The organism is Streptomyces sp. NPDC031379, from assembly GCF_055569615.1.
The window spans coordinates 38,149-59,989 of sequence record NZ_JBVIIT010000020.1 but is presented as its reverse complement, the minus strand read 5'-3'; the positions used below and the strand labels follow the sequence as shown (position 1 = coordinate 59,989).

19 protein-coding genes and 1 pseudogene are annotated in these 21,841 nt (G+C 71.9%); 12 read left to right on the top strand and 8 right to left on the bottom strand.

Features of this window, described 5'->3' with window-relative positions:
* The first annotated feature begins 72 nt into the window (after nucleotides 1–72).
* The 3 genes from ACZ5CW_RS26990 to ACZ5CW_RS26980 all read left to right on the top strand — a co-directional run bounded on the left by ACZ5CW_RS26990 (nucleotide 73) and on the right by ACZ5CW_RS26980 (nucleotide 3,001).
* Nucleotides 73–693, top strand: a complete 621-nt coding sequence (locus ACZ5CW_RS26990; protein WP_468605699.1) for an L-threonylcarbamoyladenylate synthase — start codon at nucleotides 73–75, stop codon at nucleotides 691–693.
* 128 nt (nucleotides 694–821) lie between these two features.
* Complete coding sequence (locus ACZ5CW_RS26985) at nucleotides 822–1,577, top strand: dienelactone hydrolase family protein (protein WP_468605697.1); 756 nt, start codon at nucleotides 822–824, stop codon at nucleotides 1,575–1,577.
* Nucleotides 1,578–1,801: 224 nt separating this feature from the next.
* On the top strand, nucleotides 1,802–3,001 hold the full coding sequence (locus ACZ5CW_RS26980; protein ID WP_468605695.1) for a glycoside hydrolase family 64 protein: 1,200 nt from the start codon (nucleotides 1,802–1,804) through the stop codon (nucleotides 2,999–3,001).
* Nucleotides 3,002–3,061: 60 nt separating this feature from the next.
* On the opposite strand, the gene ACZ5CW_RS26975 is transcribed toward ACZ5CW_RS26980, so the two are convergent.
* Both ACZ5CW_RS26975 and ACZ5CW_RS26970 read right to left on the bottom strand, forming a co-directional pair.
* On the bottom strand, nucleotides 3,062–5,380 hold the full coding sequence (locus ACZ5CW_RS26975; RefSeq protein ID WP_468605951.1) for a M4 family metallopeptidase: 2,319 nt from the start codon (nucleotides 5,378–5,380) through the stop codon (nucleotides 3,062–3,064).
* Between the two features lie 342 nt (nucleotides 5,381–5,722).
* Complete coding sequence (locus tag ACZ5CW_RS26970) at nucleotides 5,723–6,010, bottom strand: DUF1905 domain-containing protein (protein ID WP_468605693.1); 288 nt, start codon at nucleotides 6,008–6,010, stop codon at nucleotides 5,723–5,725.
* A gap of 156 nt (nucleotides 6,011–6,166) precedes the next feature.
* Here ACZ5CW_RS26970 and ACZ5CW_RS26965 point away from each other — a divergent pair, with 156 nt between their 5' ends.
* Together ACZ5CW_RS26965 and ACZ5CW_RS26960 are read left to right on the top strand one after the other, a co-directional pair.
* Nucleotides 6,167–7,708, top strand: a complete 1,542-nt coding sequence (locus ACZ5CW_RS26965; RefSeq protein ID WP_468605691.1) for a metallophosphoesterase family protein — start codon at nucleotides 6,167–6,169, stop codon at nucleotides 7,706–7,708.
* Nucleotides 7,709–7,775: 67 nt separating this feature from the next.
* Nucleotides 7,776–8,813, top strand: coding sequence for an LLM class flavin-dependent oxidoreductase (locus tag ACZ5CW_RS26960; protein WP_468605689.1), 1,038 nt, complete (start codon nucleotides 7,776–7,778; stop codon nucleotides 8,811–8,813).
* Nucleotides 8,814–8,844: 31 nt separating this feature from the next.
* Here the strand turns inward: ACZ5CW_RS26960 and ACZ5CW_RS26955 are convergent, their stop codons facing one another.
* Together ACZ5CW_RS26955 and ACZ5CW_RS26950 are read right to left on the bottom strand one after the other, a co-directional pair.
* Nucleotides 8,845–9,819, bottom strand: a complete 975-nt coding sequence (locus ACZ5CW_RS26955) for a TauD/TfdA dioxygenase family protein (RefSeq protein WP_468605687.1) — start codon at nucleotides 9,817–9,819, stop codon at nucleotides 8,845–8,847.
* A 56-nt stretch (nucleotides 9,820–9,875) separates the two neighbouring features.
* Nucleotides 9,876–11,426, bottom strand: a complete 1,551-nt coding sequence (locus ACZ5CW_RS26950; protein ID WP_468605685.1) for a glycoside hydrolase family 32 protein — start codon at nucleotides 11,424–11,426, stop codon at nucleotides 9,876–9,878.
* Nucleotides 11,427–11,575: 149 nt separating this feature from the next.
* Between ACZ5CW_RS26950 and ACZ5CW_RS26945 the strand changes: the two genes are divergently transcribed.
* Genes ACZ5CW_RS26945 through ACZ5CW_RS26930 form a run of 4 tightly spaced genes read left to right on the top strand, consistent with a single transcriptional unit; the run spans nucleotide 11,576 to nucleotide 16,198 of the window.
* Nucleotides 11,576–12,985 carry an extracellular solute-binding protein gene (locus ACZ5CW_RS26945; protein ID WP_468605949.1) on the top strand — a complete coding sequence of 470 codons (1,410 nt, stop codon included), beginning with the start codon at nucleotides 11,576–11,578 and terminating at the stop codon, nucleotides 12,983–12,985.
* Nucleotides 12,982–13,932 carry a carbohydrate ABC transporter permease gene (locus tag ACZ5CW_RS26940; RefSeq protein ID WP_468605683.1) on the top strand — a complete coding sequence of 317 codons (951 nt, stop codon included), beginning with the start codon at nucleotides 12,982–12,984 and terminating at the stop codon, nucleotides 13,930–13,932. Before ACZ5CW_RS26945 ends, ACZ5CW_RS26940 begins: the two co-directional genes overlap by 4 nt.
* 14 nt (nucleotides 13,933–13,946) lie before the next feature.
* Complete coding sequence (locus ACZ5CW_RS26935) at nucleotides 13,947–14,801, top strand: carbohydrate ABC transporter permease (protein ID WP_468605681.1); 855 nt, start codon at nucleotides 13,947–13,949, stop codon at nucleotides 14,799–14,801.
* Complete coding sequence (locus ACZ5CW_RS26930) at nucleotides 14,798–16,198, top strand: glycoside hydrolase family 32 protein (protein WP_468605679.1); 1,401 nt, start codon at nucleotides 14,798–14,800, stop codon at nucleotides 16,196–16,198. The genes ACZ5CW_RS26935 and ACZ5CW_RS26930 overlap by 4 nt, the downstream gene beginning before the upstream one ends.
* Here the strand turns inward: ACZ5CW_RS26930 and ACZ5CW_RS26925 are convergent.
* Both ACZ5CW_RS26925 and ACZ5CW_RS26920 read right to left on the bottom strand, forming a co-directional pair.
* Nucleotides 16,161–17,225, bottom strand: a complete 1,065-nt coding sequence (locus ACZ5CW_RS26925) for a LacI family DNA-binding transcriptional regulator (RefSeq protein WP_468605947.1) — start codon at nucleotides 17,223–17,225, stop codon at nucleotides 16,161–16,163. The genes ACZ5CW_RS26930 and ACZ5CW_RS26925 overlap by 38 nt on opposite strands.
* Before the next feature lie 106 nt (nucleotides 17,226–17,331).
* A complete protein-coding gene (locus ACZ5CW_RS26920; protein ID WP_468605677.1) occupies nucleotides 17,332–18,192 on the bottom strand; it encodes a helix-turn-helix domain-containing protein in 861 nt (286 codons plus the stop codon).
* Nucleotides 18,193–18,351: 159 nt separating this feature from the next.
* Between ACZ5CW_RS26920 and ACZ5CW_RS26915 the strand changes: the two genes are divergently transcribed.
* Nucleotides 18,352–19,215 (top strand): oxidoreductase, encoded by an 864-nt coding sequence (locus tag ACZ5CW_RS26915; RefSeq protein ID WP_468605675.1) that lies wholly within the window; start codon nucleotides 18,352–18,354, stop codon nucleotides 19,213–19,215.
* 57 nt (nucleotides 19,216–19,272) lie between these two features.
* A pseudogene (locus ACZ5CW_RS26910) lies at nucleotides 19,273–19,898 on the top strand (DNA polymerase ligase N-terminal domain-containing protein).
* 107 nt (nucleotides 19,899–20,005) lie between these two features.
* Here ACZ5CW_RS26910 and ACZ5CW_RS26905 read toward each other — a convergent pair.
* Nucleotides 20,006–20,473 (bottom strand): peroxiredoxin, encoded by a 468-nt coding sequence (locus ACZ5CW_RS26905; protein ID WP_468605673.1) that lies wholly within the window; start codon nucleotides 20,471–20,473, stop codon nucleotides 20,006–20,008.
* A complete protein-coding gene (locus ACZ5CW_RS26900) occupies nucleotides 20,470–20,850 on the bottom strand; it encodes a DoxX family protein (RefSeq protein ID WP_468605671.1) in 381 nt (126 codons plus the stop codon). The genes ACZ5CW_RS26905 and ACZ5CW_RS26900 overlap by 4 nt, the downstream gene beginning before the upstream one ends.
* A gap of 266 nt (nucleotides 20,851–21,116) precedes the next feature.
* Here ACZ5CW_RS26900 and ACZ5CW_RS26895 point away from each other — a divergent pair, with 266 nt between their 5' ends.
* On the top strand, nucleotides 21,117–21,707 hold the full coding sequence (locus ACZ5CW_RS26895; protein WP_468605669.1) for a hypothetical protein: 591 nt from the start codon (nucleotides 21,117–21,119) through the stop codon (nucleotides 21,705–21,707).
* The last annotated feature ends 134 nt before the right edge of the window (nucleotides 21,708–21,841 follow it).

Below are 21,841 nucleotides of genomic sequence, written 5' to 3'. Positions count from 1 at the left end.
GGGCGATCAGGCGCGTACGGCCCGCCGCCCGGCCTGCGCGCACCACGTCCGGCGACGGCATAAGCTCGGCGGATGGCGAAGTACTTCGACGTGCACCCCGAGAACCCGCAGCCGCGCAGCATCGGCCAGGTCGCCGACGCGGTGCGCTCGGGGGCACTCATCGCATACCCGACCGACTCCTGTTACGCGCTCGGCTGCCGCCTGGGCAGCCGGGACGGCATGGACCGGATCCGTTCCATCCGCCGGCTCGACGACCGGCACCACTTCACGCTGATGTGCCGGGACTTCGCGCAGCTCGGCCAGTTCGTGCGGGTGGACAACGACGTGTTCCGGGCGGTGAAGGCCTCCACACCCGGCAGCTACACGTTCATCCTCCCGGCCACCCGCGAGGTGCCGCGCAAGCTGCTGCACCCGAAGAAGAAGACGGTGGGGGTGCGCATCCCCGACCATGTGGTCACCCAGGCGCTGCTGGCGGAGCTGGGCGAGCCGCTGCTGTCCAGCACGCTGCTGCTGCCGGACGAGGAGGAGCCGTTGACCCAGGGCTGGGAGATCAAGGACCGGCTCGACCACGTGGTGGACGCGGTGGTCGACTCCGGCGACTGCGGTACGGAGCCGACGACGGTGGTGGACTTCTCCGGCGGCGAGGCGGAGATCGTCCGGCGGGGTGCGGGAGACACCAGCCGCTTCGAGTGAGGACGCGGCGGCCGGGTGCGGCGATCTGGATCTTGCGTGACAGCATGGGCCGTAGCCGCGGCGCCGGGGCGGCCGCGGCCGGCCGAGGCCGCGTCCCCGACCCATTTCCCGAGGGAGGTCCTTCCCCCATGTCCGATGTACAGGGATCCGCCGTCGACATCGCCACCGAGGACGGCGTCGCCGACGCCTACGTCGTCCACCCGGCCGACGGACGCCCCCGCCCGGCCGTGCTGTTCTACCAGGATGCCTACGGCCTGCGCCCGCACCTGAGATCGATGGCGGACCGGCTTGCCGGCGCCGGATACACGGTGCTGGTGCCGAACGTGTTCTACCGGCTCGGCCGTGCCCCGGTCGTGGACCTGCCCGAGTTCATCGACCCGGACGCGGACCCGACCATCTGGGAACGGCTCGGCCCGGTCGTGTCCTCGATGACGCCGGATCTGATCAGGCGGGACTCGGACGCCTATCTGCGCTGGCTGGCGGAGAGTCCGCTCGCGGCGGACGGTCCGGTGGCGCTGACCGGATACTGCATGGGGGCCAGGCTCGTGCTGTGGACGGCGGCCGCCCATCCGGACCGGGTCGCGGCGGCGGCCGGGTTCCACGGCGGGCGTCTGGCCACCGACGATCCGGGCAGCCCGCACCTGGGGGCGCCGGACATCACCGCGGAGCTGTACTTCGGGCATGCCGACGACGACCCGTCCCTGCCCCCGGAGCAGATCGCGCGCTTCGAGGAGGCCTTGTCCGCCGCCGGGGTACGGCACACCTGCGAGGTCTACCCGGGTGCCCCGCACGGCTACACGCAGGCGGACACGACCGCCTACCACCGTGAGGCGGCCGAGCAGCACTGGTCGGCGCTGCTGGACCTGCTGAAACGCACCTTCTGACGCCCGCTCGGCCCTGCGGCGTGGCGGGCCCGCTCACCGCGCCGCCCGACACCGGTCCGCCCGGCCGGTCTGACACCGGCTCAGGGCGTCCGTCGCACGGCGGGCGCCGGGCCGATCCCGTCCGAATCATTGACATGAACGCAGCCCGGCACGACCCTGAGAGCGCTCTCAAACAGGTACGGACCAATATCCGTACGGCCCCGACCCCCACACGGAGGTGGAGAGTGCCTCACAGGCTCACACGCCCCGCGCTGCCCCTGGCGGCCGCGGCGGCCCTGGTCGGCGGACTGCTCGCGCTCGGCGCGCCGGACCGCGCCGAAGCCGCCGTCCCGGACACCATCCCACTGAAGATCACCAACAACTCGGGCCGTTCCGAACCCGTGTACGTCTACGACCTCGGAACCCAGCTGTCCTCCGGACGCCAAGGGTGGGCGGATGCGAACGGCACCTTCCACGCCTGGCCGGCGGGCGGGAATCCCCCGACCCCCGCACCGGACGCCGCGATCGCGGGACCGGCCTCCGGACAGTCGAAGACCATCCGCATACCGAAGTTCTCCGGCCGGATCTACTTCTCCTACGGCCGCAAGCTCGACTTCAGACTGACCACCGGCGGACTGGTGCAGCCGGCCGTGCAGAACCCGTCCGACCCCAACCGGGACATCCTCTTCAACTGGTCGGAGTACACGCTCAACGACTCCGGGCTGTGGCTCAACAGCACCCAGGTGGACATGTTCTCGGCGCCGTACGCGGTCGGCGTCCAGCGCGCCGACGGCCAGGTCGGCACCACCGGACACCTCAAGCCGGGCGGCTACACGGGCTTCTTCGACGCCCTGCGCGGACAGCCGGGCGGCTGGGCCAAGCTGATCCAGACACGTGCCGACGGCACCGTGCTGCGCGCCCTGTCCCCGCTGTACGGCGTGGAGACAGGCGCGCTGCCGGCGAACGTGATGGACGACTATGTGAACCGGGTCTGGCAGAAGTACACGACGTCGACGCTGACGGTCACGCCGTTCACCGACCAGCCGAACACCAAGTACTACGGCCGGGTCTCGGGCAACGTCATGAACTTCACCAACTCCTCCGGCGCGGTCGTCACCAGCTTCCAGAAGCCGGACGCCGCCAGCGTCTTCGGCTGTCACAAGCTGCTGGACGCGCCCAACGACAACGTCCGCGGCCCCATCTCCCGGACACTGTGCGCCGGTTACAACCGCTCGACGCTGCTGACCAGTCCGAACCAGCCGGACAACACGACGGCGAACTTCTACCAGGACTCGGTGACCAACCACTACGCCCGCAAGATCCACGCGCAGATGGCCGACGGCAAGGCCTACGCGTTCGCCTTCGACGACGTGGGCAATCAGGAGTCACTGGTCCACGACGGCAATCCGCAGCAGGCGTATCTGACGCTGGATCCGCTGAGCTGACATGACGCGGTCCCGCACCCCCGGGCGAGCGGGGTGCGGGACCGCGGTCGTGCGTACGGTTCAGCTCGTCGTCAGGGCCGTGTCGTCCACGACGAAGCTGGTCTGCAGCGAGGAGTCCTCCACGCCGTTGAACTTCAGCGTGACCGTCGAGCCCGCCAGCGAGGACAGGTCGAAGGACTTCTGGCTGTAGCCCGAGGCCTTGTTGAGGTTCGAGTAGGTCGCCAGGGTCTTCGAACCGGCGGTCACCGTCAGCTTGTCGTACTGGGTGCTGGTGGTGGTCTCCGCGGAGTCGATGTGCAGGTAGAAGGTGAGGGTCGCCTTGCAGCCCGCGGGGATCGTCACCGACTGCGAGAGCGTGTCGGTGTGCGAGGAGCCGTACCCGTTCAGCCAGGCCTTGTAGGAGCCGCCGTGCGAGGCCTCACCGCTGTCGGTGGTGATGACACCGCTGCTCGCGGTCCAGCCCGTGCTGCCCGACTCGAAGCCGGGGTTGCTCAGCAGCTGGGTGGAGCTGCAGCCGCCGCCGGTCGTGCTGACCGTCCAGCCGAAGGTGGCGGTGCCGGTCGCCCCGGTGGAGTCGGTCACCGTGACGGTGGTGCTGGAGGTGCCCGCCGTGGTGGGCGTGCCGGTGATGAGACCGGTGGAGCTGTTGATCGACAGGCCCGCCGGCAGACCGGAGGCGCTGTAGGTCAGCGCGCCGCTGTTGGTGCTGCTCGCCTGGATCTGCAGGCTCACCGCCGTACCGACGGTCGCGGACTGGCTGCCCGGGTTGGTGACCGTCACCCCGTTGCTCGGCGGGTTGATGTGGCCGCCGACGTTGATGCCGGCGAAGGCGTTGCCCACCCCGGCGTACTGCGTGGAGTTGGTGCCGTACAGGGCGGCGGCCGCGTTGAGGGCGGCGGTGCGGGCGCCCGCGTAGTTGGTGCTCGACGTCATGTACGTCGTCAGCGCCTTGTACCAGATCTGCAGCGCGGCGGCCCGGCCGATGCCGGTGACCGCGACGCCGTCGGAGGTCGGGCTGTTGTAGGTCACACCGTTGATGACCTTGGTGCCGCTGCCCTCGGACAGCAGGTAGAACATGTGGTTCGCCGGGCCCGAGGAGTAGTGCACGTCGAGGTTGCCGACGCCCGAGTACCAGCTGTCGGCCGAGCCGCCGTCCTTGCTCGGCTTGTCCATGTAACGCAGCGGCGAGCCGTCGCCGTTGATGTCGATCTTCTCGCCGATGAGGTAGTCGCCGACGTCCTTGGCGTTGTCGGCGTAGAACTCCACGCCGGTGCCGAAGATGTCGGAGGTCGCCTCGTTCAGGCCGCCCGACTCACCGCTGTACTCGAGCCCGGCGGTGTTGGAGGTGACGCCGTGGCTCATCTCGTGGCCGGCCACGTCCAGCGAGGTGAGGGCGTGGGTGTTGCCCGAGCCGTCTCCGTAGGTCATGCAGAAGCAGCTGTCGTCCCAGAAGGCGTTGACGTACCCGCTGCTGTAGTGGACGCGGCTGTAGGCGGCGACTCCGTCATTGCGGATACCGCTGCGTCCGAAGGTGTTCTTGTAGAAGTCCCAGGTCTCCTGCGCACCGTAGGCGGCGTCGGCGCCGGCCGTCTGGGTGTTGGAGCCGGTTCCGTCGCCCCAGACGTCGTCGGCGTCGGTCATCAGGGTGCCGGTGCCGGAGGTGCCCCGGTTGAGGCTGTAGGTCTTGTGACCGCCGCGCGTGGTGTCGTAGAGCTGGTACGTCGAGCCCGACAGCGTGGTGTTCAGGGTGACGGTACCGCTGTACTGGGTGTTGCCGGTGCCGGTCTGGATCGCCTGGTACCGGTGCAGTTCCTTGCCGGTGGTGGCGTCGGTGACGACGTGCAGCCGGCTGGGCGTGCCGTCGTCCTGGAAGCCGCCGATCACCGTCTCCCAGGCGAGCTTCGGGGTGCCGGCGCCGGCCCAGATCACCTTGCGGGCGCTGTCGGTGGCGGGCTTCTTGGCGTCGAGGGCCTTCGCGGTCTTGAGGGCCTTGGTCTCGGCGGCCGACTTGGTGAAGGTCGCGGTGGTGGAGGCGACCTTGATCCGGTGCTTGGTGTTGTACGTGGTGCTCACGGTTCCCGCGGCCAGCGAGGCGGGCGGGGTGTGCACGACGAGGTCGCCGCCGAGGACGGGAAGGCCGGCGTACGTGCGCTCGTATCGCGTGTGCACGGTGCCGTCGTTGTCCTTGACGACGCCCTTGACGACCAGCTTCTCCTTCGCGCCGAGCCCGAGGGTGCGGGCGGTCGCGGTGGTCTTCTGCTGGGCGCTCTTGAGCAGCGCCTGGTGCTGCGCCGGGCTGAGCCTGGCCTCCAGGCCGCCGGTGCGCAGCGCACCGGGGTGGGGGGCGGCCGGTGCGGCGGTCGCCGGGACCGCCTGCATGCCTACGGCGAAGAGGGCCGCGGTGGAGACCAGGGCGGCTCCGACCGTGGCCCGCTTGTGACCTCTGTGGGGAAGGGGTCTGTGGGGAGAGCGTCTCACTCGTACTCCTCCTGCTGCGGCCGCCGGGTCGCGGCCGGTGACAGACCGGGCAGACGGGTCTGCTGCCCGGGTGAGCTGAGCTGTGCGGGACCGTGATGCGTCCGCACACCTTCAGGTGGGGGTGTGCGGGGGAAGGATTCCAGCTTTGTCCCGGGCATGTCATTCACGTCGAGGTCATCCGAGGGTTTTCCCTATGCCGGTTGGGTGCCGAGGGGGATCCCGGGTGCTCGCGCAGGGGCGGCCTCAGAGCCGGACGGTCATCGTCACGGCCACCTCGTCCCCCGCCGAGAGGCCGTGCGGTGTACGCACCGCGGCCTTGAGGGGCAGCAGGTACCCGCCGTCCTTGGGGAAGAGCGAGGTGGTGAAGACGGTCCCGCCGATCCGGGCCTCCACGGGGATCACGCCCCAGCCGTACGTGGCGAGGGCCGCCACCTCGCGGACGTCCGCGGACTCCTGGTCCGGTACGGCGACGAAATAGTACGGCGAAGGACCTCGCCACTCGAACACCCGGCCGCTGAAAGCGAGTTGCACAGGTCGGCTCCGTTTCCGGGGGGCCGCTCCCGGAGGAGGGCCAGGGGGTGATCGGCCTCAGCCTAACTCCGGGCGAAGTCCCCCCGCAGGTACGTGCGTTGATGGGGACGGGCCCCGCATCCCGGTCCTGACCGGCCCGTTGTTACGGTGCACCGCGTGTCTGACTCCTCACGCGATACCGCACAGGGCGCCGGCTGGGGCGCCGCCGAGCGCGGTGCCTACCAGCAGCTGATGCCGGACCACGTCGAGAAGCTGTCGTGGCTGAACCCGAGGATCCTGTGGGCCGCACGCAACGGCGTGCTGGCGTCCTGGTTCGGAGATCCCACCGGCCGCACCCGCGGCCGCTGGGTCGCACGGCGGGAGGCGGCGGGGGCACCCGCCGACAAGGTGGTCCGGCGAGAGGTCGCGGACCGCTTCTCCTTCCTGGTCATCGGGGACACCGGGGAGGGCGACGCCTCCCAGTACGCCGTCGTGCCGGGCTTGCTGAAGGCGGGTCGGGACACCGAGTTCGCGGTGATCGCGAGCGACGTCATCTACCCGGTGGGCGCCGCCGGCGACTACGGCGACAAGTTCTTCCGGCCGTACCAGGACTATCCGGCGCCGATATACGCGATACCGGGCAACCACGACTGGTACGAGGACCTCGGCGCCTTCATGCGCGTCTTCTGCGCCGACACACCCCCGCTCGAGCCCGAACCCCGGCCCCGCCCGCTCGGCCGCGCCTGGTGGCGGGGCCTGCTGTGGCACCGGCCCGGTCCGGTCGACGAGCAACGCCTCACGGACGCACGGAAGTTGCGCTCGGCCCCGGCCCAGCAGGCCGAACAGCCCGGCCCCTACTGGGCGATCGACGCCGGGCCGGTCCGGATCGTCGGCATCGACACCGGCCTGCTGGGCACGATCGACGCCGAACAGGGCGCCTGGCTGCGCGAGGTGTCGCGGGGCCCGAAGCCGAAGATCCTCATCACCGGGTCACCGCTGTACGTCGACGGCGAGCACCACCCCTGCCCCATCGAGGGCGGCGGTACCGTGGACGAGATCGTCCGGGCCCCGGAGCACCACTACGTGGCCGCGATCGGCGGCGACATCCACAACTACCAGCGGTATCCGGTCGACGTGGACGGCCGCACGATCCAGTACGTGGTCGCGGGCGGCGGCGGCGCGTTCATGCACGCCACGCACACCATCCCGCGGGTGTCGGTCGCCGGCGTCACCGAGCGCGATTTCCGCTGCTATCCGCTGCGCGGCGACTCACTGGCCTTCTACAGCCGGCTCTACGGCCGCCGGCTGCGACTGCGCCGCTTCTTCACCCTGACCGAGGCCGAGGCGACCGCGGTCGTCACCGAACGCCTCGGCATCGAGCCGGGACGCGCGCCGCACCCCGACGCCCGGGTCACCCGGCGCACCCGGCTGGTCGCGGGCCTCCTCGGCACCGGGCGGCGCCCCGAGCGCCCCTCCCGCTTCCGGCTGCCGGTGCGGAAGATCTACACCCAACTGTTCTCGCCGTCCTCCACCACCTACAGCCCGCCGTTCTTCAAGTGCTTCCTGCGGCTGGACGTCACGGAGGAGGCGGTCAGGCTGCGCTGCTTCGCCGCGACCGGAAACCGCGCGCAGGAACTCGACCCGCCGGTCGAGGACGAGGTCACCATCCCGCTGGAACGACCCGCACCTGAGCGCGCACAGCCGATCACGCCCGACTGATCACACGGTTGTCACACTCGCCTGCCACAATCGCGACAGGACCGACGTACGACCGCTGGAGGAGCCCGTGCCGTCCACCTCTCGCCCCCTGCGCAAGCTGGGCTTCCTCACGATCGGCCTGTTCGACGCGGCGGACCCGGCCCGCGGCCACGCGTCCACGCTGGAGATCATCGAACTGGGCGAGCGGCTCGGTTTCGACAGCGCCTGGCTCCGCCACCGCCATCTGCAGTACGGCATCTCGTCCCCGGTCGCCGTCCTCGCGGCCGCCTCACAGCGCACCCGCCGTATCGAGCTGGGCACCGCGGTGACACCGCTGGGCTGGGAGAACCCGCTGCGGCTCGCCGAGGATCTGGCGACCGTCGACATCCTGTCCGGCGGCCGGCTGAACCCGGGCGTCAGCGTGGGCCCGCCGACGCACTACGAGCAGGTCAAGGGCGCCCTGTACCCGGACACGGCCGACCTGGAGGACTTCGGCCACGAGCGGGTGCGGCGGCTGCTGGACCTGGTGCGCGGCAAGCCCGCCACCGACTTCAGCGGGATCGAGGGGTTCGAGGTCTTCTCGGACGTGGTCCAGCCGCACTCCCCCGGCCTCGGCCGGCGGCTGTGGTACGGCGGCGGCAGCCTCGGCTCGGCGCGCTGGGCGGGCGAGCACGGCATGAACCTCCTGACCAGCAGCGTCGTCAAGGCCGAGGACACCGGGGGCGGCGACGGGCCGCTGGACTTCGCGCGGATCCAGCTGTCCCACATCCAGGAGTTCCGGGCCCACCACCCCGACGGCGAGGCGGCCCGTGTCTCCCAGGGCCTGGTGGTGATACCCACGGACTCGGCGACGCCGGAGCAGCGGGCCAAGTACGCGGACTACGCGGCGAGGCGCCTGCCCCGGACGGTCTCCCCCCAGGGCCCGGCGCGGCTGCTGTTCGCGCCGGACCTGGTCGGCACCTCGGCGGAGCTGGCCGAACGGCTGCACGCGCACGCCGCGTTCCGCGAGGTCGACGAGGTGGCGTTCGCGCTGCCGTTCACCTTCGAGCACGCGGACTACGTCCAGATCCTCACGGACATGGCGACGAAGCTGGGCCCGGCGCTGGGATGGCGGCCGGCGGGCTGACCGTTCCTCCCGGACGGCCGCCCGCCTGCGTTCACCAGCGGCCCGGCTCCGTTCCCGTGACCGGTTCGGACGGCCTGCCGTCCACGCCGACGGGCACGTCACCGGCGAGCATCACCCGGTGCATGGTCCGGGGAAAGCCGAGGTGGGCGTTGTCGCCGGGGGCGAGATGGATGGTGGCCCGGTTGTCCCAGAAGGCGACGCTGCCGGGCTCCCAGCGGAAGCGGACCGTGTACTCGGGGCGTACCGCCTGCTCGAGCAGCATCTCCAGCAGCGCCGCGCTCTCCGGGCGGGAGACGTCCACGATCTGCTCGAGGTAGTAGCCGTTGACGAACAGCACCCGTTCGCCCGTCTCCGGATGCACCCGCACCAGCGGATGAACGGAGGCGACCTGGTGGTCCAGGAGATGACGGAGGTACGCGTCGTCGCCCGGCCGCGACTGATAGCCGACACCGAGCCGGTGTTCGGCGCGCAGCCCGTCCACGAAGGCGCGGACCGGCGCCGACAGCCCCGCGTAGGCGGCGGCCAGGTTGGCCCAGGTGGTGTCGCCGCCGTAGGGCGGGACGGTCTCGGCGCGCAGGACGGTCGCGGCCGGCGGGTCGATCCGGGCACCGTGGTCGCAGTGCCAGCCGCGCAGCAGGGTGTGCCGGCGGCGCCGCAACCACTCCTCGTGCTCCATGCCGAACCTGCCGCCCAGCTCCAGCCGGTCCGCGGTGGTCTCCACCTCCGGGAAGCCGGCCGGTGAGGCGCTGCCCCGCCGGCCGAGGACGACCGGTTCCCCGAACCGGCGGGCGAAGGCGACATGCCCGGTGTGGTCCAGTTCCTGCCCGCGGAAGAACACCACCTTCCAGCGGAGCACGGCCTGCCGGATCAGGGCCACCACGGCGTCGCCGAGCGGCCCGGCGAGGTCGACGCCGGTGATCTCGGCCCCGATGTGCCCGGCGACCGGCTTCACCTCCACGCCCGCGACCCGCTCCGTCTGATCCGCAGTGGCCCTGTGCGTCGTCATGCGCGCTCCGATGCTCGTCCGTACCGGCTCCGCAGCGATCCTGGCACTCCCGGCCCTCAGACGGCGAACTCCCGTATGACCGTGTTCCGGAACACGGCCGGGCCGTCGATCGAGAACAGCGCCAGCCGGTCGTCGACCAGATAGGGGAACACCGACGTGGAGTGCACGTACCGGCCGTCGTCCACGAACATCTCGACGGACGTGCGGTCCACGAGGATGCGCAGCCGCACCCGGCCGGCGGACCGGTCGAACGGGCTGTGGCTCTCCTGCCGGTTCCCGCGGGCGTCGGGGTTGACGGTGCCCCGCCGGTTGAGGAAGGCGTAGTCGCCGTAGATCCCGGCGTCGATGTGCCTCACACCGTCGGGTGAGCGGCGCACCTGGACGCCCGCGCCGGTGATCGCGGACCAGGTGACCTCGGTCGTCAGCTCGTAGGAGATGCCGGTGTGGTCGAGGAGGCGGGTGCCGTCGACGGTCAGGTCGCCGAGGCGCACCGTGCGGGACACGTAGGAGTCGAGCGCGGCGACCGGACGGGAGGCGAGGTGAAAGGCGCCGGAGGGTGCCTTTTTCAGGGTGACCTCGCGGACCACGGAGTCGGTGCCGTTGAAGCCGTCGGCGTCGATGGTGGGTGTGGTGTGGGCGTAGGCCCAGTTGTTCAGCCAGCCGATCGCGTACCGTGCGGCGGGGTCCACGGAGCCGTCCGGCTTCCGCTTCTCGAAGGTGACCGCCGCGTACCAGTCCCAGCCGTGGTCGAGCCACTGCGGCTCGGCGGAGTCGGCGGTGAACACGCTGCCGTCGAAGGAACCGGTCCAGTAGGCGTAGGTGTTGGGCTGTCCGGACCCGGTGCCGTCCGCGCTCGCGCCCAGCACCCAGTGTGCGGTGCCGTCGTCGGCGGTGATGCGGAACAGGTCGGGGCACTCCAGGACGCCGATGCCGTCCTTGACGAAACCACCCGCGTACGTCCAGGACTTGAGGTCGGCGGAGTGGTAGAAACCGATCTTGTTGCGCTCGGCGAGCGCCATCACCCAGCGGTCGCGGTCGTCGTCGCGGATCACCTTGGGGTCGCGGAAGTCGAGCACGCCGGGGTTGGCGAGGACCGGCTCGGTGCCGTGGGGGGTGAAGGTGCGCCCGCCGTCGGTGGAGTGGTACAGGAACTGCTCCTGGTGGTCGGTGCCGCCGCCGGGCGACATCGTGACGACGGCGATCACCGCGCCCGCGCCGAAGCCCGCCGTGTTCCGGGTGTCCACCACCGCCGAGCCCGACCAGACGTCACCGTTGACCGTGGTGTCCTTGGCTACGGCGATGCCCCGGTCCGTGAAGGAGACCAGGTCGGTGCTGGTCGCCAGACGCCAGGCGGTGCCCTCCTCACCGGCCAGGTAGTCGGCGTTGTAGAGGTAGTAGCAGTGGTACTCGCCGTCGATCCAGACGGGGCGCTGCGGATCGTTCTTCCACTGGTCGGGGACCGTGAAGTGGTACCCGGCACGGTAGCGGGCGCATGCCGCCGCCGGTTCGCGCCTCGGTCCGGCAACGGCGGGGACCGCGGGCAGCAGTGCGGCGCCGGCTCCGGCGGCGGAGCCGGCGAACAGGGCTCTTCTGGACAGGCCACGCATCACACATCGACCCTCTCGTGACGAATCATGGCACCAGGACTGTAGACCTAACTCGTTAAAGGTCAAGCGTTCCCGCACCTTGACAGCGCCGTGAGCCGCTTCTCATCATCTGGGGCGTCGAACCTTTACTAACACGAGTTAGGCACATGATGACCGACTCGCATCTCCCCCGCCGCGCACTGCTGCGGTACGGCGCCTACGGCGCGGGTGCCGCGGCGCTCGCCGGCACCGCCGCGAGCTGGGACCGGCTCACGGGCGCCGACATCCCGGGCCGCGACGACGGCTCGCTGGTCGTCGCCACCCTGGGTTCCGCGTTCTCACCGGCCGGTGTCCGCGCCCTGGTCGAGGGCTTCCAGAGGCTGCATCCGGACATCAGGGTCCGGGTCAATGCGGTGCAGGCCGTGGACTGGTCGGACTTCTTCGCGAAGATCCTCACGCAGATCGCGGCGGGCACGGCGCCCGACCTGGTCTATGTGGCGACCGAGGGCGTTCAGCTGTTCGCCCGGGACCTGGGCGTACCGCTGGACCGCTGGGTGAAGCGGGACGCGGCGGAACTGAAGGAGTACTTCGCCGACGTCCATCCCTCGCTGGTGGAGTCGATGATGTACGAGGGCAGCCTGTACCAGCTGCCGGTGGAGTTCAACGCCGCCGACATGTACCTCAACACCCGGGTACTGGAGCGGGCGGGCGCCGGCTTCCCGGCGGCCGACTGGACGCGGGACGACTTCACCGCGTTGCTGCGCCGGATGAAGCGGACCGGCGGCGACCATTTCACCCCGTACTTCTGGACCAACCGGCTGTGGGGCGGGGTGATGCCCTGGCTGTTCGCGGGCGGCACCAATCTGCTCGCCGAGTCCAAGGCACCGGGCGGCTCCTGGCTGTGGGACGCCTTCTATCCGGCCGCCCAGCGGCAGGGGCGCGGCGGCGGCTTCCGCTGGACGACCCCGCAGGCCACGGACGACCGGGTGGCCGAGGCGTACGACTATCTCGCCGCCCTGATCCAGGAGGGGCTGTGCACCCGCCCCGAGGGCGGCAACGGCCAGAACCTGATCGGGGTGTTCTCCACCGGCCGGGTCGGCGTCACGCCCGCGGGCGGCTTCTGGGCCGGCGGCCTGCATCTGGCCGGGATGCGGGCCGACGGCTTCGACGTGCAGTACTTCCCGCGCCGGCACACCCAGCGGCACCAGTTCGGTGCGGCCGGATACGCGCTGCTGCGTACGTCGAAGAAGCAGGACGCGGCCTGGGAGTTCATCAAGTACTCGGCCCGCCTGGACACGCTGACCGAGCTGTTCACCACCAACCAGACGACCCCCGCCCGCCGTTCGATGCTGACGGCCGCCCGGTACCGGGATTCCGGACCGGCGCACTGGCGGGTGTTCTACGACACCCTCGACAAGTTCCCCGACACCGGCCCCATCCCGGCGCCGCCGCAGGTCGCCGAGGTGACGCAGGTGCTGCTCAAGCACACCGGGACGGCCCTGGCGAGCCCTCGCTCGGTCGGGCCCGCGCTGCGCCGGATGCAGGGCGATCTGGAGAAGGCCATGGAGCGTGACGTATGACGGACACCCGGATCACCGCCGTGCGGCCCCGGGCCGCGACCCCGCCCGTGGCGGCCGCGCGGCCCTCGGCGCGCGAGCGGGGCACGCGCCTGCTGGCCGCGCTGTTCCTGGCGCCGACCGTGGTCGGGATCGTGGTCTTCACGGTCGTACCGATCATCGGCTCGGTCGTGTTGAGCCTCTTCCACTGGAACGTGATCGATGCGCCCGGCTTCGCCGGGACGGCCAACTACCGCGAGGTGTTCACCGACCGGACCGTGTTGGTGTCCTTCCGCAACACGCTCGTCTTCATGGTCTTCGCGGTCGCCGCGCAACTGCTGATCGCGCTGGCGCTCGCGCTGACGCTGAACGGCCGGATGCCTGTATGGCTGCGATCGGTCTTCCGGTCGGCCTTCTTCTTCCCGCTCGTCCTGTCCGCGGCGTCCATCTCGGTCGTGATGAAGTACCTGTTCAATCAGGACTTCGGAGTGGTCAACTGGCTGATCGGTCTGCTCGGGATCGCTCCGGTGCCCTGGCTGACCTCGGAGCACGGCGCGATGGCCACGGTGGTCATCGTGTACGTGTGGCAGCAGTTCGGCTTCTCCTTCCTGCTGTTCGTGGGCGGGCTGAACAACATCCCGAAGGAGATCCACGAGGCCGCCGCCCTCGACGGCGCGACCGGCCTGCGCAAGCATCTGGCCGTCACCCTGCCGCTGCTGTCCCCCACCCTGCTGGTGGCGTCGGTGGTCGGCATCATCAACGCCTTGCAGGTCTTCGAGCAGCCGTACGTGCTCACCGACGGCGGGCCCGGTGACTCCACCCGCACGGTGGTGATGGTCATCTACGAGAAGGCCTTCGAGCAGCTCCGCTTCGGCGAGGCGTCCGCGGTGGGTGTGCTGCTGTTCGTACTGATCATGGCGGTGACCGCCGCCCAGTTCCGGCTCAGCCGGCGTTTCGTCCACTACCAGTGAGCCGGGTGAGTCCCTTGAGCCAAGCATCCCTGACCATCGGCCGCGCCCGGCACGCGCTCGGGCCCTGGGCGCGGATCGCCGGGCTGACCGTGTGCGCCCTGCTCACCCTCGGCCCGGTCGTCTGGACCGTCTCCACCTCGCTGCGCACCCCGGCGGACTCCTTCGGCCTGCCGCCGCGGATCATTCCGGCCCATCCGAGCACGGCCGCCTACCACGGCGTCTTCGACCAGATCGACGTGTGGCTGCTCGCCCTCAACTCCACGCTGGTGACCGCTTTGATCGCGGTCGGCCAGATGATCACCGCGGGGCTCGCCGGCTACGCGTTCGCGCGTCTCGACTTCCGTTTCAAGAAGCCGCTGTTCGGTCTGGTCCTGGCGACCATGATGGTCCCCTTGCAGGTCACGATCGTTCCGGTGTTCCTGGTGCTCAAGTCCATCGGTCTGACCGACACCCTGCTCGGCCTGATCGTTCCGGCGTTCCCGACCGCCTTCGGCACCTTCCTGATGCGCCAGTACTTCCTCGGCATGCCGAAGGATCTGGGCGAGGCGGCCATGCTGGACGGCGCCGGACCGTGGCGGATCTTCCGGTCCGTGTACGCGCCGCTGGCCCGGCCGGGCCTGGCGATCGTCGGCGTCCTCGCCTTCAACTACCACTGGAACGAGTTCTTCCGCCCGCTGATCCTGGAGACCTCCGGCCAGAACTACACCCTTCCGCTGGGTCTGGTCTCCCTGCAGGGCAACCTCGGCACCGGCTCCATCTCCGTCGTCCTCGCCGGTGTCGTCCTCTCGATGATTCCCGCCGTCGCCGTCTTCGTCGTCGGCCAGCGCCCTCTCCGCGAGGGCATCACCTCCGCAGGAGTCAACCGTTGAGTCCCGCCGTTCCCGCCCCGGACCCGGCCGCGCCCCGCTTCCGGGTCCGCCCGCCCGCCAACTGGATCAACGACCCCAACGGTCCCTTCCGCTGGCACGGCCGTCACCACCTCTTCTACCAGTACAACCCCGCCGCCCCGGTGCACGCCGACGTCCACTGGGGCCATGCCTCCAGCCCGGACCTGGTCCACTGGGAGCACCATCCGATCGCCCTCGCCCCGACACCCGGCGGCCCCGACGAGGCGGGCTGCTGGTCCGGCTGCGTGGTGGACGACGACGGCGTGCCCACGGCCGTGTACACCGGCGTCGACCACACGCACCGGGGCGTGGGCGCCATCTGTCTGGCCCGCGCGGCGGACCCCGGCGACGACCGGCTCGTCCAGTGGCGTCCCCTGCCCACGCCGGTGGTCGCGGCACCTCCCGCCGGACTCGACGTGGCGATGTTCCGCGATCCCTTCGTCTTCCGGTACGCCGGCCGGCGCTGGGCCCTCGTCGGCGCCGGCCACGCCGACGGCACCCCGTCGGTCCTGCTGTACGACTGCGACGAGCTGACGGACTGGCGGTTCGCCGGCGTCCTGCTGGACGGCGGCGATCCGGTCGCCGCGGACGCGTTCGGCGACAAGGCGGTCGGCTGGGAGTGCCCGCACCTGTTCGAGACGCACGGTGGCGACCATGTGATTGTGGTGTCCTTGTGGGACGGCAGTCCCTGCACCACCGGATATCTGACGGGCCGTCTCGCGGTCGGTGCCGAGGGCGGCTTGCGTTTCTCCGCCCGCGCCGGCGGCCGGCTCGACCACGGCCGTGACTTCTACGCGCCCGCCGTCCTTCAGGAACCCGACCGGGCCGTGCTGTGGGGCTGGTCGTGGGAGGCGCGGGACACGCCGGCGGTCCTCGAGGCGGGCTGGGCGGGCACGCTCACCGCGCCGCGGGTCGTCGACGTCCACCCCGACGGGAGCCTGCGGGTCGCACCGGCCCCGGAGCTGGAACTCCTGCGCGCCCCCGCGCCGTTCGCGACGGGTCCGGGAAGCGCGCCGCTTCCGGTGTCGTACGACCTCTCGGTCACCGCGCACGGGCCCACGGCCGTCACCCTGCTGCGGGCGCAGAACCGGGCGCTCACGCTCCGCCTGGACCCGGACACGGGCTCGGCCGTCCTGGACCGCGGTGGCTGGCCCCGGGCGGGCGCCGAGGGCTCGGCCCCGATCACGGTGAGCGTGCCGCCCGGCCCGCGCCTCGGCGTGCGCGTCCTCGTCGACGGCTCGCTCCTCGAACTCTTCGTCGAGGACCGGGCGATGGTCACCGAGCGGGTCTACCGCCGCCCGGACGACCTGGCCGAGCTGACGGTCGACGGGGACGCCGAGGTCAGCGCGTGGGAGCAGGTGCCACCGAGGCACGGCTGACCACGGGGCAGGCGAGCCGCCGCACGGTCGCGGGCGGGGTGCGGCCGGTGTCGATGGCGTCGAGCAGCAGCCGGACCGCCGCCTCGCCCATGGCCCGGTGCGGCAGCGCCACCGTGGTGAGGGCCGGGGTGAGGAAGGCGGCCATGTGTTCCTGGTCGTCGTAGCCGACCACCGACAGCGCGTCGGGGACGGCGATCCCGAGCCGGGTCGCGGCGTGCAGGACGCCTGCTGCGACCCGGTCGTTGTAGCAGAAGATCCCTGTGGGGCGGCGGTGCGGATCGGCTCCCTCGAGGAGCCGTCCGGCGCCCTCGTAGCCGCCGGTGATCTCGCCGCCGGTGCGCACGATCCACTCCTTGGGCACCGTGATGCCCTCGGCGCGCAGGGCGTCCCGGAAGCCGCGCAGCCGTTCCACGGAGGCGATGTCGTCCTGGCCGCCGACCAGGGCGATCCTGTGGTGCCCGGCCTCCAGCAGCAGCCGCGCGGCCGTACGCCCGCCGGCCCGCTCGGCCGGGACGACGGCGGGCAGCGAGTCGTCCTCGGGCAGGCAGTTGGCGAGCACGGAGTGGATGCGGTGCAGGCCTTCGGGGACCCGGACCCGGCGCAGGGACATCGCGGCGTAGACGATGCCGTCCACTCGCCGGTCGAGGAGTTCGGCGACGGCCGCGTCCTCCTTGGCGGGGTCGCCGCCGGAGTCCACGGTGACCACGAGGTGTTCGCTGTCCCAGGCGGTCTCCATCGCGCCGCGCAGCAGCCGCCCGGCGAACGGCGACGAGGCGATCTCGTCGGTGACCAGCCCGATCACGGCGGTGCGGCGGCGGCGCAGGCCGCGGGCGACCGGGTCGGGCCGGTAGCCGAGCTGGGCGGCGGCCTGCCGGATGCGTTCCTGGGTGGCGGGCGAGAGGTTGCCCTCGGCACGGCCGTTGAAGACGAAGGACACGGCGGTGTGCGAGACGCCGGCGAGCCGGGCGACGTCCCGTGAGGTGGGCCGCCCGCCGCCCACGCCGGTCCTGTCCGCGCCGCCGCCCATGCCGTCCGCCGCCCTCGTCCCCACCGGTCCCGTTGATCGCTGTTCACCCTATCCGGGACGCCGGGACGACGACATGGGCGAGGGCGGGTCGGGACGGGAGGTGTGGCTACTGCTCCTCGACGCGTTGCCGGCCGGCGCCTCCCTCGGGCGCGTTGAGGCTGCCGAGTATGTCCAGCAGTTCGGCGCTGCGGCTGCCGGGCTCGGCGTGGAAGACGACGAGGGTGAGGCCGTCGGTGCCGTCGACGGACAGCTTGGTGGAGTGCAGGTCGAGGTCGCCGACCTGCGGGTGGGTCAGATGGCTCACCCTGCCGCGCCGGGGCCGTACCTCGTGCCGGGCCCACAGGGTGCGGAAGCGTTCGCTGCGCAGGGACAGCTCGCCGACCAGGTCGCGCAGCCGCGGGTCCTCGGCGTCCGCACCGGCCTCGGACCTGAGCGCGGCCACGCCCTCCGCGGTGAGGTCCTCCCAGTCCCGGCGCAGCTCGCGCTCCGCGGGGTCGAGGAAGACGGCCCGCAGCAGGTTGACGCCGGCCGCGTAGTTCGGGGTGAGCGCGGCGGCGAGGGCGTTGGCGGCCAGGCAGTCGGTGTAGCGGTTCTGGAGGTAGGCGGGGTTGCGCGGCCAGCCGTCGATGAGCTGGAGCAGGCTCGCCGGGACCTGCTGCGGTCGGCGCCCGGCCCGGGCACCGGGACCGGGCCGCTCCTGGGCGAGGCCGACGAGGTGGGCGGTGGCGTCGGCGTCCAGCCGCAGCACCCGGGCGATGGCCTCGAGGACCTGCACGGAGGGGTTGCGGTCGCGGCCCTGCTCGAGCCGCAGGTAGTAGTCCGAGCTGATGCCGGCCAGCAGCGCGACCTCCTCGCGGCGCAGCCCGGGCACCCGGCGCAGTCCGCCGCCGGGGAGCCCCACGTCCTCGGGCCGTACCAGCGCCCGGCGGGCGCGCAGGAACTCACCGAGCGCGTTGGTTGCGTCCATGGCCCCACCGTACGGCCGTCCGGGAGCCGGTGACTGGCCCTGTCACTCCCAGGATCGCCGGGGCTCTGCCACGTCGGACGCGGGGGGCGCAGGGTGGAGACCGAGGGCCACCGGAACGGTTCCGGGGCCTGGAGACGACGAGACGACGCGAGGTACGCCATGACTGCACAGCTCGGTGGCACGATCACCCCGGCCGACGGCCTGACCCTGACCCGCATGGGCTACGGCGCCATGCAGCTGGCCGGGCCGCACGTCTTCGGGCCGCCCGGGGACCGGGACCGGGCGGTGGCGGTGCTGCGCGCGGTGGTGGACGCGGGCATCACCCACATCGACACGGCCGACTTCTACGGGCCGGTCGTCGTCAACGAGATCATCAGGGAGGCTCTGCACCCCTTTCCGGACGGCCTGCACATCGTCACCAAGGTCGGTGCGCGCCGGGGAGCCGACGGCGGCTGGATCATGTCGCGCCACCCCGAGGACCTGAAGGCGCAGGTCTACGACAACCTGCGGAACCTCGGCGTGGAGGTGCTGGACGTGGTCCATCTGCGGCTCGGCGATATGGACACCCCGAACGAGGACTCCATCGCCGAGCAGTTCGGCGCCCTGGCGGAACTGCGCGAGCGGGGCCTGATCCGGCACCTGGGACTCAGCACCGCGTCGGCCGCCCAGCTCGACGAGGCCCGGGCGATCGCGCCCGTGGTGACCGTGCAGAACCTGTACAACCTCGCCAACCGGCAGGACGACGCTCTGCTGGAGCGCACGGCGGCCGAGAACATCGCCTACGTGCCGTACTTCCCGCTCGGTGGCTTCACCCCCTTCCAGTCCGAGACGCTGGCGAAGGTCGCCGCCCGGCTGGAGGCCTCGCCGCAGCAGGTGGCGCTGGCCTGGCTGCTGCGCCGTTCGCCGAACATCGCGCTCATCCCCGGCACCTCGTCGCCGGAGCACCTGCGGGAGAACATCGCCGCCGCGAGTCTGGTCCTGCCGGACGACGCGAGGGCCGAGCTGGACGGCATCGCGGGCTGAGCGCCGCTGTGCGGGGTACTCGGGGCCCCCGAGGCGGAGGCAGGGAAGGAGCCGCACGTGGCAGCGGAGGACCGGCTGCGGACGTACCGCGGCAGGCGCGACTTCGAACGGACCCGCGAGCCGTCGGGCCGGGCGGCCCGGGCCGGGGGTGACGAGCCGGGGGTGACGAGCCCCGGTTCGTGGTGCAGATCCACGACGCGCGACGGATGCACTTCGACTTCCGGCTCCAGGTCGACAACGTGCTGAAGTCCTGGTCGGTCCCCAAGGGGCCGTCCTCCGACCCCGGGGACAAGCGGCTGGCCGTGCCGACCGAGGACCATCCGCTGGACTACGAGGACTTCGAGGGCGTGATCCCGAAGGGCGAGTACGGCGGCGGCACCGTGATCGTGTGGGACCACGGGACCTACGAGCCGCTGAGCCACGACCGCCGGGGACGCCCGGTGGACTTCGCGGAGTCGCTGGAGCGCGGACACGCCACGTTCCGGCTGCACGGCACCAAGCTGCACGGCGAGTATGCCCTGACCCGCTTCCGGGCGGGCGAGGACGACGAGGAGGCCTGGCAGCTGGTGCGCAAGGGACCGGCCCGGTCCGAGGGACGCGGCACACCGGACCCGCGGCGGGCCCGCTCGGTGCGCACCGGACGCACCCTCGCCCAGGTCGCGGCGGCCGGCGGGGCGCGGTGAGGTTCCGCGTCCTCACCGGGGTGGCGGAGCGTGCGGCCGGCTGAGCCCGGACCACCGGGTTGCGGCGTCCGGGTCAGCCGGTGCCCGGAGCGTGGAACCGGCCCGCATCAGCCCCGGTGGGCGCGCAGGGCGGCGAGGGCGCGGTCGGCGTGGGTGTTCATGCGCAGTTCGCTGCGGACGATCTCCAGGACCGTGCGGTCCTCGGCGATGACGAAGGTGACGCGCTTGGTGGGGGCGAGGGAGAAGCCCCGCTTGACGCCGAAGCGCTCGCGGACCGCGCCGTCGGCGTCCGAGAGCAGCGGCATGCCGAGGGTGTGGCGCCCGGCGAACTCCTGCTGCTTCTCGACGCTGTCACCGCTGATCCCGACGGGCTGGGCGCCCACGGCGGCGAACTCGGCGGCGAGGTCACGGAAGTGGCAGGCCTCGGCGGTGCACCCGGGGGTGAGGGCGGCCGGGTAGAAGAAGAGCACCACCGGTCCGTCGGCCAGCAGCTCGGTGAGCCGGCGGCTGGTGCCGGTCTCGTCGGGCAGGGCGAAGTCCTCGACCTTGTCCCCGGTCTCGATGCGTTCGGTCACGGCCGTCCCTCCCCGTTCCGGGCGACCCCGCGGGCCCACAGCACCAACGGCACCTGGAGCGGCAGCCGCGCCAGGGCGGCCGTCCTCAGCGGCGCGGGCCGGTGCCGCCAGTCCACGGCCATCTGGCCGTTGGCCGGGAACACCCCGACGAAGAAGGCCGCCGCCGCCTTCGCGGCCACCGCGCGGGTGCGGGGCGCGGCGATCCCGGCCGCCAGGGCCAGTTCGACGGCGCCGCTGCCGTACGTCCATGCCCGGGGTGAGCCCGGCAGCTTCCGGGGGATGGTGGCGTCGAACTGCCGTGGGGCGGCGAAGTGGGCGACCCCGGCGGCGGCCAGGAGGCCGGCGAGCAGCAGGGGTGAGCGTTCGGACCGGGACACGGTTCCTCCTCTGGTGACCTGCCGCCGGATATTACTCGACGGTAGGTGCCGTGGTGGCCCGTCCCCCGGTCCGCGAGCGATCGCGCCGTGGGGGACACGCGGCCGCGGATCCTGAACCCGGTGTTCACCGGGGCTTCGGCGCGCGTCCCGGGGGACGTCCCGGGCGTCCCGGGGGACGCGGGAACGGCATTCCGGCGGCCCGTCGTGGCAACGCTGGCTGTCGTGATCACTGCTCGTGGTCACGAGAACGACAGCCGGAGGTTTCCATGATCCGACGGACTCTCAGGGGCGGCCTGCTGGCCACGGTGGCGGTGCTCGCGTTCCTGCCGACGGCGGCCGGGGCCGCCTCGGCGAGCGCCGCGGCCCCGCGGCCGGCGCCCAGCACCACCGCGCACCACCGCCACACCCAGCACCGCACCCGCCCCATCCGTCACCGTACGCACCGCACGCACCGCACGCACCAGGCCCACCGCGCCGTCCATCTCGTCAGCCACCGGCGCCGGCACCTCTTTCCCGCGCTCGCAATGCCGTACCGCGTCGCCACGCCCGGAGTGCCGCCGCGCTTCGCCGTACTCGGGGTTCCGTCGCGCTTGACCGCGTACCGAGCGCCGCACCGTGTCGTCGCCCCCGCCACCGGCCGCGTCGTCACGCACCGCGTCCGGCTCAACGTCCGCTCCGGTCCGGGCACCGGCTACCGGGTGATCGGCCACCGCCACGCCCACCGGCTCCTGAGGCTCGCGTGCCGGACGCGCGGCTCCGGGGTGTTCGGCAACCACATCTGGTACCGCCTCCCGCACCACCGGGGCTACGTCTCCGCCCGCTACGTGCGCGCCGGCCGCGTCCTCCCCTGGTGCTGACGGCCCCTCACCACCGCCCGTCCTGACCGCCGAAGGCCCGTTCGACAACCACCGAACGGGCCTTCGGTACACCCCTGCCTCACCTTTCTCCTACCTCACCGGCGTTCCGGGCGCCGCCCGCACGGGAAGCCATT

Coding starts and splice junctions, on each gene's coding strand:
- ACZ5CW_RS26895 (WP_468605669.1), top strand. CDS start 21,117: ATGATCCGACGGACTCTCAGGGGCGGCCTGCTGGCCACGGTGGCGGTG.
- ACZ5CW_RS26950 (WP_468605685.1), bottom strand. CDS start 11,426: ATGCGTGGCCTGTCCAGAAGAGCCCTGTTCGCCGGCTCCGCCGCCGGA.
- ACZ5CW_RS26915 (WP_468605675.1), top strand. CDS start 18,352: ATGACTGCACAGCTCGGTGGCACGATCACCCCGGCCGACGGCCTGACC.
- ACZ5CW_RS26920 (WP_468605677.1), bottom strand. CDS start 18,192: ATGGACGCAACCAACGCGCTCGGTGAGTTCCTGCGCGCCCGCCGGGCG.
- ACZ5CW_RS26990 (WP_468605699.1), top strand. CDS start 73: ATGGCGAAGTACTTCGACGTGCACCCCGAGAACCCGCAGCCGCGCAGC.
- ACZ5CW_RS26925 (WP_468605947.1), bottom strand. CDS start 17,225: ATGGGCGGCGGCGCGGACAGGACCGGCGTGGGCGGCGGGCGGCCCACC.
- ACZ5CW_RS26940 (WP_468605683.1), top strand. CDS start 12,982: ATGACGGACACCCGGATCACCGCCGTGCGGCCCCGGGCCGCGACCCCG.
- ACZ5CW_RS26975 (WP_468605951.1), bottom strand. CDS start 5,380: ATGCAGGCGGTCCCGGCGACCGCCGCACCGGCCGCCCCCCACCCCGGT.
- ACZ5CW_RS26985 (WP_468605697.1), top strand. CDS start 822: ATGTCCGATGTACAGGGATCCGCCGTCGACATCGCCACCGAGGACGGC.
- ACZ5CW_RS26945 (WP_468605949.1), top strand. CDS start 11,576: ATGACCGACTCGCATCTCCCCCGCCGCGCACTGCTGCGGTACGGCGCC.
- ACZ5CW_RS26955 (WP_468605687.1), bottom strand. CDS start 9,819: ATGACGACGCACAGGGCCACTGCGGATCAGACGGAGCGGGTCGCGGGC.